Source organism: Methylosinus sp. C49 (assembly GCF_009936375.1).
In the GTDB taxonomy this organism is placed as follows: domain Bacteria; phylum Pseudomonadota; class Alphaproteobacteria; order Rhizobiales; family Beijerinckiaceae; genus Methylosinus.
The window spans coordinates 2600909-2614233 of record NZ_AP022332.1 but is presented as its reverse complement, the minus strand read 5'-3'; the positions used below and the strand labels follow the sequence as shown (position 1 = coordinate 2614233).

The 13325-nt window shown below is 65.8% G+C and carries 10 protein-coding genes; 5 read left to right on the top strand and 5 right to left on the bottom strand.

Annotation, left to right across the window (positions count from 1 at the left end):
- Positions 1 to 196: 196 nt before the first annotated feature.
- From dnaE to lipA, 3 genes are all read left to right on the top strand, one after another.
- On the top strand, positions 197 to 3664 hold the full coding sequence (gene dnaE / locus GYH34_RS12380; protein ID WP_161913839.1) for a DNA polymerase III subunit alpha: 3468 nt from the start codon (positions 197 to 199) through the stop codon (positions 3662 to 3664).
- Positions 3665 to 3874: 210 nt separating this feature from the next.
- Positions 3875 to 4183, top strand: coding sequence for a hypothetical protein (locus tag GYH34_RS12375; protein ID WP_161913838.1), 309 nt, complete (start codon positions 3875 to 3877; stop codon positions 4181 to 4183).
- Positions 4184 to 4191: 8 nt separating this feature from the next.
- Positions 4192 to 5166 (top strand): lipoyl synthase, encoded by a 975-nt coding sequence (gene lipA, locus GYH34_RS12370; protein WP_161913837.1) that lies wholly within the window; start codon positions 4192 to 4194, stop codon positions 5164 to 5166.
- Here the strand turns inward: lipA and GYH34_RS12365 are convergent.
- Complete coding sequence (locus GYH34_RS12365) at positions 5093 to 5497, bottom strand: DUF488 family protein (RefSeq protein WP_161913836.1); 405 nt, start codon at positions 5495 to 5497, stop codon at positions 5093 to 5095. The genes lipA and GYH34_RS12365 overlap by 74 nt on opposite strands.
- A gap of 113 nt (positions 5498 to 5610) precedes the next feature.
- On the opposite strand from GYH34_RS12365, the gene GYH34_RS12360 reads away from it, so the two are divergent.
- Complete coding sequence (locus GYH34_RS12360; RefSeq protein WP_161913835.1) at positions 5611 to 6081, top strand: SRPBCC family protein; 471 nt, start codon at positions 5611 to 5613, stop codon at positions 6079 to 6081.
- Here GYH34_RS12360 and GYH34_RS12355 read toward each other — a convergent pair.
- Entirely contained in the window at positions 6066 to 6566 is a 501-nt protein-coding gene (locus GYH34_RS12355; protein WP_161913834.1) for a CinA family protein, read from the bottom strand. The genes GYH34_RS12360 and GYH34_RS12355 overlap by 16 nt on opposite strands.
- Positions 6567 to 6644: 78 nt before the next feature.
- Positions 6645 to 7556 (bottom strand): hydrogen peroxide-inducible genes activator, encoded by a 912-nt coding sequence (locus GYH34_RS12350; protein ID WP_161913833.1) that lies wholly within the window; start codon positions 7554 to 7556, stop codon positions 6645 to 6647.
- Between the two features lie 190 nt (positions 7557 to 7746).
- Here GYH34_RS12350 and katG point away from each other — a divergent pair, with 190 nt between their 5' ends.
- Positions 7747 to 9924: a catalase/peroxidase HPI gene (katG, locus tag GYH34_RS12345; RefSeq protein ID WP_161915004.1), complete on the top strand. Its 2178-nt coding sequence runs from the start codon at positions 7747 to 7749 to the stop codon at positions 9922 to 9924.
- A gap of 100 nt (positions 9925 to 10024) precedes the next feature.
- Here katG and GYH34_RS12340 read toward each other — a convergent pair whose 3' ends face one another.
- The gene (locus GYH34_RS12340) at positions 10025 to 11830 is read right to left on the bottom strand and encodes a methyl-accepting chemotaxis protein (protein WP_161913832.1); all 1806 of its coding nucleotides are present in this window, start codon (positions 11828 to 11830) and stop codon (positions 10025 to 10027) included.
- 154 nt (positions 11831 to 11984) lie between these two features.
- A complete protein-coding gene (locus GYH34_RS12335) occupies positions 11985 to 13196 on the bottom strand; it encodes a bifunctional 2-C-methyl-D-erythritol 4-phosphate cytidylyltransferase/2-C-methyl-D-erythritol 2,4-cyclodiphosphate synthase (RefSeq protein WP_161913831.1) in 1212 nt (403 codons plus the stop codon).
- Between the last annotated feature and the right edge of the window lie 129 nt (positions 13197 to 13325).

Sequence of the window (13325 nt, the reverse complement as noted above, 5' to 3'; positions counted from 1 at the left end):
TCCTCGACAAGAGTCTCGGAAAAGCCGGGTGGACCTCCTCCGCCCGGCTTTTCATTTATCGGCTCTGCGGCGCCGCAGTAGAATTACCGAGCCTGTGCGTAAAATCCAGGGGACGCGACGCGCGAGTTGCGAATCCGGGCGCTGCGGCGCGATATGATCGCCGGGGACGCGAGAGGCGTCACAGGAGGCGGTCGAAATGAGCGCGATCGACGCGGTCGGCTTCGTTCATCTACATGTCCACACCGCTTTCTCGCTACGCGAGGGCGCGCTGACCCTCTCGCGGGTCATCGATCTGGCCCAGAAAGACCAGATGCCGGCGCTGGCCGTCACCGACACCGATAATCTCTTCGGCGCGCTGGAGTTTTCGGAAAAGGCCGCCAAGGTCGGCGTGCAGCCGATCCCTGGCGTGCAGCTCAATGTCGATTTCGGCGACGGGTCGCAGAGCGCGGCGGGTGGTTCCGATGGGCGCGGCCATATCGTGCTGATCGCGCAGTCGGAGTTGGGCTATTCCAATCTGATGCGGCTCGCCTCGCGCGCCTATCTCGAGCCGGAGCAGGGCGAAGCCTCCCATGTCTCGTTGGCGAGCCTCGCGGAAAGCTGCGAGGGGCTGATCGCCCTCACAGGCGGCTCGGAAGGCGGGCTCGACACGCTCTTCTCCAAGGGCAGGGCGGAGCAGGCGCTCGCCCGCCTCGAGGCGCTGCTGCCGCTCTTCGACAACCGGCTCTATGTCGAGATCCAGCGTCACGGCCTCGAGACGCAGCGGCGCGTCGAGCCGCAATTGCTCGATGTCGCCTATCGGCGCGGCCTGCCTCTGGTCGCCACCAATGAGCCCTTTTTCGCGACGGCGGCGGATTTCGAGGCGCATGACGCGCTGCTCTGCATCGCCGAGGGCACAGTGACCAGCGTCGCCGAGCGCCGGCGGCTCTCGCCGCAGCATTATTTCAAGACGCGCAAGGAGATGCTCGCGCTCTTCGCCGATCTCCGCGAGGCGACGGATTCGACGGTCGAGATCGCTCGCCGTGCGGCCTTCCGCCCGCTGACGCGCAAGCCCATCATGCCGCGCTTCATGCTGGACGGGGAAGGAGGCGGGGAGTCGCTCGAGGATATAGAGGCGCGCGAGTTGCGCCGGCAGGCGAAGGAGGGCCTCGAGGCGCGCCTCCTCGTCCAGCCGCCCGCGCCGGGGCAGACGCGCGAGACCTATGACGCGCGCCTCGAATTCGAGCTCGACACGATCGAGAAGATGCGCTTCCCCGGTTACTTTCTGATCGTCTCGGACTTCATCAAATATGCGAAATCACAAGGGATTCCGGTCGGGCCGGGGCGCGGCTCGGGCGCGGGCTCGCTGGTCGCCTATGCGCTGACCATCACCGATCTCGATCCTCTGCGCTTCGGCCTCTTCTTCGAGCGCTTCCTCAATCCAGAACGCATGTCGATGCCGGATTTCGACATCGACTTCTGCCAGACGCGGCGCGGCGAGGTCATCGACTATGTCCGCGAGCGCTATGGAGCCGAGAAGGTGGCGCAGATCATCACCTTCGGCTCGTTCCTCGCGCGCGGCGTGCTGCGCAGCGTCGGCCGCGTGCTGGAAATGCCGCTGGGACAGGTCGACAAGCTCGCCAAGCTGGTGCCGCAGAACCCGGCGAAGCCGGTGACTTTGGCCGAGGCCGTCTCCGGCGAGCAGAAATTGCGCGAGGCGATCGACGAGGACGAGAAGGTCGCGCGCCTGTTCAAGATCGCTGGCGCGCTCGAGGGGCTCTATTCCAACGCCTCGACCCATGCCGCCGGCGTCGTCATCGGAGACCGGCCGCTCGACGCGCTGGTGCCGCTCTATCGCGATCCCAAATCCGATATGCCGGCCACCCAGTTCAACATGAAATGGGTGGAGCCGGCCGGCCTCATCAAATTCGACTTCCTCGGCCTCAAGACGCTGACCGTGCTGGCCACCGCCGTCGATCTGGTGCGCCGGCGCGCGCCGGATTTCGATCTCGCGGGCATCCCGCTCGACGATTCCGAGACTTACGAAATGCTCGGGCGCGGCGAGACGGTGGGCGTGTTCCAGCTGGAAAGCGCGGGCATGCGCAAGGCGCTGGTCGAGATGCACGCCGACCATTTCGAGGACATCATCGCTCTCGTCGCCCTCTACCGGCCGGGCCCGATGGCCAATATCCCGACCTATTGCGCGGTGAAGCTCGGCGATGAGGAGCCCGATTACATCCACCCCAAGATCGAGCACATCTTAAAGGAGACGTTCGGCGTCATCATCTACCAGGAGCAGGTGATGCAGATCGCTCAGGTGCTCTCCGGCTATTCGCTGGGCGAGGCCGATCTGCTCCGCCGCGCCATGGGCAAGAAGATCAAGGCCGAGATGGACGCCCAGCGCGAGCGCTTCGTCACCGGCGCGACAGAGCGCGGGCTCACGGCGCAAAAGGCCAGCGATATCTTCGACCTGCTGGCGAAATTCGCCGATTACGGCTTCAACAAGAGCCATGCGGCGGCCTATGCGCTGATCGCCTACCAGACCGCCTGGTTCAAGGCGCATTATCCGGTCGAGTTTTTGGCGGCCTCCATGACGCTCGACAAGGGCAACACCGACAAGCTCGCCGAATTCCGCAATGAGGCGCGGCGGCTCGGCATTGCGGTCGAGCCGCCTTCTATCCGCCGCTCGGGCGTCGATTTCGACGTCGCGCCCGGCGCCGACGGCAAGCTCGCCATTCGCTATGCGCTCTCCGCCGTGAAGGGCGTCGGCGAGGGGCAGGCCGAGTCGATCGTGCGGACGCGCGGCGGCGCGCCTTTCCGCAGCCTCTCGGAGTTCGCGCGGCGGATCAATCCGCGCGAGGTCAATAAGAAGGTGCTGGAGAATCTCGCTTGCTGCGGCGCCTTCGACGAGGTCGACGCCGACCGCGCCCGCGTCGTCGGCGCGATCGAGACTGTGCTCGCTTGCGCCAATCGCTGCGCCGAGGACCGGCAGGCGGGGCAGAATGCGCTGTTCGGCGGCGCGGAGGCGGAGGAGGAGCTAGTCCTGCCGAAGAGCCAGCCTTGGACGGCGTCCGAGAAGCTGAAGCGCGAATTCGACGCCGCCGGCTTCTTTCTCTCCGGCCATCCGCTCGACGCCTATGCGAGCGTGCTCGGCCGGCTGCGGCTGACGCGCTGGGCGGAGTTCATCATAGCGGTGAAGCGCGGCGCCAGCGCCGGGCGGCTCGCCGCGGTGGTGCTCGACCGCGCCGAGCGGCGCACCAAATCCGGCTCCAAAATGGGCGTGGTCCAGCTCTCGGACGACAGCGGGCAATATGAGGCGATCCTGTTTCAGGAGGGCCTCAACCAATATCGCGACCTTTTGGAGAAGGGCGCGACCGTGCTGGTGACGCTCTCCGCCGCGCTCGAGGGCGAGGATGTGCGTGCGCGCATCACCGAGGTGCAGCCGCTCGCGGCCGCTGCGGCGAAGGCGCAAAAAGGGCTGCGCATCTTCCTTCAGGACGCCGCGCCGCTCGACGCGCTGAAGTCGCGGCTGGCGACGCGCGGCGAGGGCGAAGTGTCGATCGTCGTAGCGCTGGAGCGCATGGCGAGCGAGGTGGAGATCAAGCTGCCGGGCGGATATTCGGTCTCGGCCGATGTCGCCGGGGCGCTGAAGACGATCCCCGGCGTGCTCGCCGTGGAGCATGTGTGAGGCATGTGGTTTATAGACTCATCTATCACATTAGATATTAGTGCTTATTCACTGAGATAACTAAGTAAATTTTCTTATGTGAAACCTCACTCTGGCGATCTGGTCTGGCCGCGGCCTGCGACGCCGCGCCTCTTCTTGTCGGCGGGCGAGGCTCCTATCTTGGAGCAGGGACCCGCGTGATGCGGCGCCCGGTCGATCGGGATGGCGGAAATGGACGCTGCGATCGCATTTCTCGGCTGGCTCGACGCGGGCTTTCTGCCCCTCGTCGTCATCGGCGCGCTCGGCGGCTGGCTCGTCGGCGCCCTGCTGCGCGGCTCCGATCAGCTCTTCGCCGACATGGCGATCGGCGTCGTCGGCGCGTGGCTCGGCGCGCAATTCGCCGAGTTCTGCGGGCTTGCTCTCGACGCCTCGCTCGGCCATTTCCTCGCAGGCCTGCTCGGGTCCATAATCAGCGTCTCGCTCTGGGCGCGAGTCGACGGCGGAACTCCCCTCCGGCCGGGCGAAAGGCCGAGACATTAGGCAAAGCCATGACCGTCCTCCTCGATCTTCTCAACGACGACCCGCGCAAGCGTGAAGCGGCCGCCGTCCGCCACCCCGAAAAAGCGCATCGGCCGGACACGCCGCTCGCGCGCAAGCCGGAGTGGATCAGGGTCAAGGCGCCGGGCTCGGCGGCCTGGCGCGAGACCGGCGCGATCCTGCGCGGCGGCGGACTCTCCACCGTCTGCCAGGAGGCGTCCTGCCCGAATATCGGCGAGTGCTGGGAGAAAAAGCACGCGACCTTCCTCGTCATGGGGTCGGTGTGCACGCGCGCCTGCGCTTTCTGCAATGTCGCGACCGGCCTGCCGTCCGCGCTCGATCGCACCGAGCCGGAGCGGGTGGCGGAGGCGACCGCCAAGCTCAGCCTCTCCCATGTGGTGGTCACTTCGGTCGACCGCGACGATCTCGAGGACGGCGGGGCGGGGCATATAGCGGAGACGATCCGAGCCATACGCGCCGCCTGTCCGACGACGACGATCGAAGTTCTGACCCCGGATTTTCTCCGCAAGGATGGCGCGCTCGAGAAAGTGGTCGCCGCGCGGCCGGATGTGTTCAACCATAATCTCGAGACCGTGCCGTCGCTCTATGTGACGGTGCGGCCGGGCGCCCGCTATTTCCACTCGCTGCGGCTGCTGCAGCGGGTCAAGGAGCTCGATTCCACGATCTTCACCAAATCGGGCCTGATGGTCGGGCTCGGCGAGGCCCGGAACGAGATCCTCCAGGTGATGGACGATCTGCGCGTCGCCGATGTGGATTTCCTCACCATTGGTCAATATCTGCAGCCGACCCGCAAGCATCACGAGGTCGTCCGCTTCGTGACGCCGCAGGAATTCGAGGCTTTCACAACGATAGCCTACGCCAAGGGCTTCTCGATGGTTTCGGCTTCGCCGCTCACCCGCTCCTCGCACCATGCGGGCGCGGATTTCGAGCGGCTGCGGGAAAAGCGACTCGGCGCGTCTCGATGATCTCCTTCAGCGCCGCGGCGTTGTTCATCTCCGGCGCGCGGGAGGCGAAGAGCAGCGTCACCACATTGCCGCGCCCGAGCGCGCGCAGACGTTTCAGCTCCTGCGGGCAGGTCTCGCGCAGCTCGTTGGCGTAGCGCGTCTTGAACTCCCGCCAGCGCTGCGGCGAATGGGCGTACCAGCGGCGCAGAGCGTCGCTCGGCGCGACGAGGCGATCCCATTCGTCGAGCGCAGCCTTCGCTTTGGAGAGTCCGCGCGGCCATAGGCGATCGACGAGGATGCGCTTGCCGTCGTCGGCGCTCGCCGGCTCATAGGCGCGCTTGATCTTGAACATGATTTTCCCCGGGCCGAGGCCGCTGGGGACGCAGATAGGGCGAATGGCGGCGAAGTCTTCCGCTCGAAAACGCCGTTTTCGCGCCTTCCGCAATAGTGGTAATAGCTTCGCCCATGAAGAGCTTCCGCAACCGCCGCCGCGTGAACTTCCGCGCCGACGACATGTTCGCCCTGGTCAAGGATGTCGAATCCTATCCCAAATTCGTGCCGCTCTGCGAGGCGCTGCGCGTGCGCCGCCGCAGCACGACGGAGGAGGGGGTGGAGGTCATCCTCGCGGAGATGCAAGTGGGCTTCAAGGCGGTGTGCGAGCGCTTCACCAGCCGCGTGACCTGCGATCCGAACAAGCGCGAGATCCTCGTCGAATATGTCGACGGCCCGTTCAAAAAGCTCGAGAACCGCTGGACCTTCGCCGACGAGCCGGCCGGGCCCGATGGCGGCGTGCGCTCGGTCGTCGATTTCTATATCAATTACGAGTTCCGCAGCCGCACGCTCGGGCTGGTGATGGGGGCGATGTTCGACTCCGCCTTCCACAAATATTCGGACGCTTTCGTCAAGCGCGCCGGCGAGGTCTATGGCCGCCGCTGAGCGGCCGCGATCATCAGCTCCAGCGCTTGGGCGACCGAGGCTTCCCTTATCGCATCACGCGTCTCGGGGCCGAAGCGGCGCTCGACATGCTCCACGCCGAAGCCCTTGCGCAGGCAGGCGAAATGGACGAGGCCCACGGGCTTCTCCGCGCTGCCGCCGCCAGGGCCGGCTATGCCGGTGATCGAGACGGCGATATCGGCGAAGGAGCGCTCCACCGCGCCGCTCGCCATGGCCCGCGCCGTCTCGGCGCTGACGGCGCCATAACGCTCGAGAATGTCGCGCGGGACGCCGAGCATCTCCTCCTTGGCCGCGTTGGAATAGGTCACGAAGCCGCGGTCGAAGGCGTCCGAGGAGCCGGCGATATCGGTGATCGCCCCGGCGACGAGCCCGCCGGTGCAAGATTCGGCCGTCGCGAGTCGAAGCCGCTGCGCGCGGCAGAGATCGAGCAGGCGTTCGGCGAGGCGGGGCAGGTCGGCGGCGGTCATGAGCGGGCTCGCTCGGCGTGATGAGGCGTCCGGCCGTTAGATAGGCCGGATCGAATTGCAGCAGAATAGCTCGAAGGCCTAGGTCTCCGACAGAGCCGCTGCGCCCTCGAGCGCCGCGTTTCGTGAGGCCACGATCAAGCGGCCGAGCGCGCGAAACTCGTCGCCGCGGCGCGAGGATTTGCGCCAGACGAGCCCGATGATCCGGCGCGGCTCCGGCTGCTCGATCCGCAGCACGCGGACGCTTCCTCTCGCCGTTTCGATCGGCAGGCTCATCTCCGGGAGCAGCGTGCAGCCCATGCCCGCCGAGACCATCTGAACCAGCGTCGTCAGATTGGTCATGCCGAAAGTGTCGATGTTCAGCACATTGCGGCTCTCGCAATAGCTGAGCGCCTGATCGCGCAGGCAATGGCCGTCCTCGAGCAGCAGCAGCCTTTGCGCTTTCAGCGTCTCCGCGCTTACGGAGCCGGCTTCCTCCGGCAATCCGCTCGAGGGAGCGACGAGAAAGAAACGATCCTCGAAGAGCGGCATGGAGTCGAGCTCTGGATCGACGGGCGTCGCCAGCATGACGAGGTCCAGCAGGCCGTCGTCCAGCTCGGCCAGCAATGTGGCCGTCTGCGCCTCGCGAATATGCAGAGGCCGCAGATCCGCCGCGCCGCCGCCGAGCGCGTCGAACAAGGTCGGTAGAATATAGGGCGCGACGGTCGGGATGACGCCGAGGCGAAGCGGGCAGAAATTCTGATCCGCCATCGTCTCCAGCTCCGAGATATCGGCGAGGATTCGCCGGGCGACCTTGGCGATCTCACTGCCGGCGGCGGTCAATATGACCAGCTTGCCGCGCCGCTCGACCAATTGCGTGCCGAGCTCGACCTCCAGCTCCTTGATCTGCATAGAGAGCGCCGGCTGCGTCACGGCGCAGAGATCGGCCGCTTTGCCGAAATGCTCGGTGCGGGCGAGGGCGTCGAAATAGCGGAGCTGCTTGGTCGTTATCATCAGTTTTCCTGATCGATGACGAAGAAATTCGAATTTTACCTAATCGATTTCGCGTCTTATAGCAAGCTGAGCGGGGGCGTCGACGAGGAGGAAAGCAATGCCGAATGCAATCGAAAAGATGGTGAGGAGCGCCGGAAAGTCACGGTCTCACGCTGATTTGCGGCGTTTTCTGCGGACGACGGCCGCGGCGATGGCGATCGTCGTCGGCGCGACGCTGGCCGCCTCGGCCGAGGGCGCGCCGCATTCCAATCAATTCTGGTGGCCGGACCAGCTCGATCTCTCGCCCTTGCGCCGCAACGCCGCGGAATCGAACCCGCTCGGCAAGGATTTCGACTATGCGAAGGCGTTTCAGACGCTCGATCTCGCCGCGGTGAAGAAGGACATCGAAGCGGTCTTGACGACGTCGCAGGACTGGTGGCCGGCCGACTACGGCAATTATGGCCCATTCTTCATCCGCATGGCCTGGCACGGCGCGGGAACCTATCGCATCCACGACGGCCGCGGCGGCGCGAGCGGGGCGCAGCAGCGCTTCGAGCCGCTCAACAGCTGGCCGGACAACGCCAATCTCGACAAGGCGCGTCGGCTGCTGTGGCCGGTGAAGAAGAAATACGGCCAGAAGCTCTCCTGGGGCGATCTCATGGTGCTGACCGGCAATGTCGCCATGGAGAAGATGGGCTTTGCGACCTTCGGCTTCGGCGGCGGACGCAGCGATGATTGGGAGCCCGATCTCGTCTATTGGGGGGCGCCCAAATTCATGGGCAATAATCGCGACAAGAGCGGCGCGCTGGAGAAGCCCTTGGGCGCGGTCCAAATGGGCCTGATCTATGTCAATCCCGAGGGGCCGAATGGCGTGCCGGACCCGCTGGCCGCGGCCAAGGACATAAGAGAAGCCTTCGGCCGCATGGCGATGAACGACGAAGAGACCGTCGCGCTGATCGCCGGCGGCCACACTTTCGGCAAGGCGCATGGCGCCAAATCGCCGGCAAAATGCGTCGGCCCGGCGCCGGCAGGAGAGAAGATCGAGGCGCAAGGCCTCGGCTGGGCCAATCGCTGCGGCTCCGGCAAGGGCGCGGATACGATCACCAGCGGGCTGGAAGGCGCCTGGTCGGTCGATCCGGTCTCCTTCACCACGCAATATCTGGACAATCTCTTCGGCCATGAGTGGGTCAAGACCAAGAGCCCGGCGGGCGCGACGCAGTGGAAGCCCAAGGACGCCGAGGACATCGTCCCCGACGCGCACGAACCCGGCAAGGCGCATCCTCTTATGATGTTCACCACCGATCTGGCGCTGAAATTCGACCCCGCATACGCCAAGATCGCCAAGCGCTTCCATGACGATCCCAATGCGTTCAAGCTGGCTTTCGCCAAGGCCTGGTTCAAGCTGACGCATAGGGATATGGGGCCGCGCTCGCGCTATCTCGGCGCGCTGGTTCCGAAGGAGGATATGATCTGGCAGGATCCTGTGCCCGCGATCGACTACAAGCCGATCGAGGCCGCGGATATCGCCGGATTGAAGTCGAAAATCCTCGCTTCGGGCCTCGCGGACGCCGAGCTGATCCGCACGGCTTGGGCCTCGGCGGCCTCGTTCCGCGGCACGGATAAGCGCGGCGGCGCCAATGGCGCGCGCATTCGCCTCGCCCCGGAAAAGGATTGGGCGGTCAACGACCCCGCCGAGCTGGCGAAGGTCGTGAAGACGCTAGAGGAGGTGAAGGCCGGCTTCGACAAGGGCCGCGTCGACGGCAAGCGCGTGTCGATCGCCGATCTCATCGTGCTCGGCGGTTCCGCCGCGATCGAGGACGCCGCCAAAAAAGCCGGCGTCACGATCGAGGTTCCGGTCTCGACCGGGCGCGCGGACGCGACGCAGGCGCAGACGGATGTCGAATCCTTCTCGGTTCTCGAGCCGAAGGCCGACGGCTTCCGCAACTACTTCGGCAAAGGCGGCGAGAAATCGCCGGCCGAGGCCTTGGTCGATCGCGCGAGCCTGCTGGAACTCACCGTCCCCGAGACCACCGTTCTCGTCGGCGGAATGCGGGTCCTCGGCGCGAATGAGGGGAATTCGCGGCTCGGCGTCCTCACCTCGCGGCCGGGCGTGCTGAGCAACGATTTCTTCGTCAATCTGCTCGACATGTCCACGCAATGGAAAAAATCGGCCGAGACGGAAGGCGTCTATGAAGGCCACGACCGCAAGAGCGGCGAGCTCAAATGGACGGCGAGCGCCGTCGATCTGATCTTCGGCTCCAATTCAGAGCTGCGCGCCGTCGCGGAAGTCTACGCCTCGGACGACGCCAAAGAGAAGTTTGTGCGCGACTTCGTCGCCGCATGGGTCAAGGTGATGAATCTGGACCGCTTCGATTTGCACAAGTCTTGACGCACAGCTCTCTCCCCGCGCATGGCGCGGGGAGAGAGCCCCATGCGACGCTCGGCTATTGACCTAATTCCTCGTTTTCCATTCGGAATTGCGGCGCGTCTCAGGCCGCGCGCGCCTCGGCGGTCGCGACGACGCGCAGCCGCGCGACCTGATCGATCAATTCGCGCGTCCGCTCGGCGAGATCGGCGCTGGCGTCGGAGGAGCGGGCCGCGATCGCCGCGTTTTCCCGCGTTGCCTTGTCGATTTTGCCGACGGTGAGGCATATTTCGCCGAGGCTGGCCGATTGTTCTTTCGCTGCGGCCGCGACATTGGCGACGAGGGCGTCGGTCGAGGATGTGAGCTGAACGACCTCGCTCAATGTGCGGCTCGTCTCGCTCACGAGACCGACGCCGATCCCGACCTGCCGTTGCGCGGTTTCGACGAGCGCCCCGATTTCCTTGGCCGCTTCGAGCGCTCGTTGCGCCAGCGCGCGCACTTCGGAGGCGACAACCGCGAAGCCGCGGCCGGCCTCGCCGCTGCGCGCCGCCTCGATGCCGGCGTTGAGCGCGAGAAGATTGGTCTGAAAGGCGATTTCGTCGATGAGATCGACGATCCGTCCGATCTGGCCGGATGAATCCTCGATCGCGCTCATCGCGACGATCGTGTCGCGAAGGACCTCGCCGCCGCGCCGCGCGGCGCTGCTGGCGCGATTGACGAATTCGCGCACCTCGGCTGTCGTGTCCGCAGTGCGCTCGATCGCGGAGGTCGAGGCGCCGAGGTCTATGGCCGCCTTGGCGAGCTCGAGCGCCTGCTGCTCGCTGCGCTCCGCGAGGCTGTCGGCGACGCGCGCCCCTTCCGTCGTTCGCTCGAGAACAGCCTGGGAGTTCTTCGCCACGGCGATCATGGCGCGCCTCAGCTTTTCGACGGCCTGGTTGAAATCGGCGCGAAGCTGCTCGTATTGCGGCGCGAAGGGCGTCTCCAGCCTCGAGGTGAAATCGCCGCCGGAGAGCCGCTCGAGCCCATGCGCGAGCGCGGCGACCACAGCCGCCTGCTCGTCGGCGGCTCGACGGCGCTCGCCGTCGCCGGTCTCGCGCAGCTCGGCCGTCAAGCGGCGCTGGGACTCGGCCTCTCGCTCGAGACGCCGCTTCTCTTGCGCGGCCGCCTCGAAAGCGCGGAGCGCTCGCGCCATGTCGCCGATCTCGTCGCGCTGATCGACGAAAGGGATGTTCTCGTCGAAATCCTCTTCCGCCGCACGCTTCAGGGCCAGAGCGATCGTTTCCAGCGGCGCGCGAATCTGTGTCGCGACGATCCAGAATGCGACGATTATGGCGAGCGCGGTGGCGGCGGCCGGGACCGCCAGCGTCAACGCTTCGTCCCGGGGCCGGCGCTCTTCTTCCGCTCGGCGATTGGCCGAGAGGCGACCGAGCGTGTCGCGGACGAAGGCGTCCATTTCGGCGATCATCTGGCCGCGATTGGCGATCGTCGCCTCGTCATTCGCCTGGACCAGCGCGGCCTTCGGCGAGATCGTCAGGCCGAGCTCGATCGTGTCGTTCTGATAGGCGATGAATTCTCGTATGGCGAGGGAGAGCTTCGTCTTCTGCTGCTCCGACATCCTGCCGCCGGCGCGGGAGACGAGCGCGTCGGCCGATTGGCCGAGATCGTCTAGCGCCCGACGCAGAACCGTCAGCTTTTTCTGCACCTCGTTCTTGTCGTCGGTGGAGAAGACGGCGTTGGCGACGATCGCCACATGCTGCACGGATTGCGCGAGCCCACGCACCTCAAGGACATAGGCATAATCCGCCTCGATCTCATTCGCCTGTCGCGCGTGGAGACGCGATTGCCAGAAGGCGAAGAGGGAGAGGCATAATGCGAGAGCGCCGAGCAGCGTGATGACGCCGCCGAGCTTGCGTGCGATGCTCGATTTCATCGGTTCGACAGCCGCATGGAGGAAAGACGCGGCACAATGCCCGAGCTCGCGTTGCGAAACAGCTAACGTCGATATCGCTAAGTCATTATTTTTTATGACAGGTGCGTGACAGCTCGGCGACTGCGGGGGACAAAGCGCAGCCGATTCCCAGCTGTCAACGCTCGGACTCGATCGCCGGCAGCCGCACTGTCGCCAGCGCCAGCGCCGCCATGCCCTCCTGCCGTCCGGTGAAGCCCAGGCGCTCCGAGGTCGTGGCCTTCACGGCCACGCGGCCGATATCGACCTCCATGATCTTGGCGAGGCTCTCGCGAATGGCGTCGCGATGCGGACCGATCTTGGGCGCCTCGCAGACGATGGTCGCGTCGACATGGGAGATGATCCCGCCGCGCTCGCGCACGCGCTTGGCCGCGAAAGCCAGGAAGATGGAGGAGGGCGCGCCCTTCCATTGCTGATCCGAAGGCGGGAAATGCTTGCCGATGTCGCCATCGGCCAGGGCGCCAAGGAGAGCGTCGGTGATGGCGTGGGCGAGCACATCGGCGTCGGAATGGCCGGCGAGGCCGTGGCTGTGCGGCACGGCGACGCCGCCGAGCCAGACCTTGTCGCCCTCGCCGAAAGCGTGGACGTCATAGCCCTGGCCGGTGCGAATGTCGGAGAGGTCGCCCAGCAATGCGTTTTGCGCGCGCAAGAAATCCTCCGGCGTGGTGAGCTTGAAATTGGCGACGTCGCCCGGAAAGACATGGACCTTGTGGCCGGCGGCCTCGGCGACCATGCCGTCGTCGGTCAGCTCGGCGCCGCCGCTCGCGACCTTACGATGCGCCGCGAGAATCAGCGGAAAGGCGAAAGACTGCGGCGTCTGCGCGAAGCGTAGGCTCGCGCGGTCGGGAGTGGCGATGACGACGCCCTCGGCGTCGATCTGCTTCACCGTATCGGCGAGCGGCAGGCCCGGCACGGCCGCGCCATGGACGCGCGCCGCCTCTATGGCCCGGGCGACGAGCGCCGGGTCGGCGAAGGGCCGCGCGGCGTCCTGGATCAGCACGATCTCCGGGGCGGGGGAGAGGGCCGCCAGCGCCTCGAGCCCATTGCGCACGCTCTGCTGGCGCGTCGCGCCGCCGATCGCCGGCTCGAGCAGCCGCGCGCGCGCGCTGTCCAATATTTCGGCGACGCTGCCGCTATAGAGCTCCGCGTCGTCGGCATGGATGGCGACGAGAAGCGAAGCCTGCGGCGCAGCCCGGTGCATCGCTTCGAGCGTGCGCGCCAGCACAGACTTGCCGAGAAGCGCACGATATTGTTTTGGAAGGCCGTCACCCGCCCGCACGCCGCGGCCGCCGGCGACAGTGAGGATCGCAATGGTCGAGGATGAGCTCATAGGAGGTTCCTCTCCCGCTTTTTCGGCTTCGCGTCAATTTTCACTATTCTCGGGGATGTACGCATTGCGTACGTATGCCCGTCTGCATATAGTGTAGGCACGATGACAACTGATGAATTTATAGGCGAG

Coding starts and splice junctions, on each gene's coding strand:
- dnaE (WP_161913839.1), top strand. CDS start 197: ATGAGCGCGATCGACGCGGTCGGCTTCGTTCATCTACATGTCCACACC.
- GYH34_RS12375 (WP_161913838.1), top strand. CDS start 3,875: ATGGACGCTGCGATCGCATTTCTCGGCTGGCTCGACGCGGGCTTTCTG.
- lipA (WP_161913837.1), top strand. CDS start 4,192: ATGACCGTCCTCCTCGATCTTCTCAACGACGACCCGCGCAAGCGTGAA.
- GYH34_RS12365 (WP_161913836.1), bottom strand. CDS start 5,497: ATGTTCAAGATCAAGCGCGCCTATGAGCCGGCGAGCGCCGACGACGGC.
- GYH34_RS12360 (WP_161913835.1), top strand. CDS start 5,611: ATGAAGAGCTTCCGCAACCGCCGCCGCGTGAACTTCCGCGCCGACGAC.
- GYH34_RS12355 (WP_161913834.1), bottom strand. CDS start 6,566: ATGACCGCCGCCGACCTGCCCCGCCTCGCCGAACGCCTGCTCGATCTC.
- GYH34_RS12350 (WP_161913833.1), bottom strand. CDS start 7,556: ATGATAACGACCAAGCAGCTCCGCTATTTCGACGCCCTCGCCCGCACC.
- katG (WP_161915004.1), top strand. CDS start 7,747: ATGGCGATCGTCGTCGGCGCGACGCTGGCCGCCTCGGCCGAGGGCGCG.
- GYH34_RS12340 (WP_161913832.1), bottom strand. CDS start 11,830: ATGAAATCGAGCATCGCACGCAAGCTCGGCGGCGTCATCACGCTGCTC.
- GYH34_RS12335 (WP_161913831.1), bottom strand. CDS start 13,196: ATGAGCTCATCCTCGACCATTGCGATCCTCACTGTCGCCGGCGGCCGC.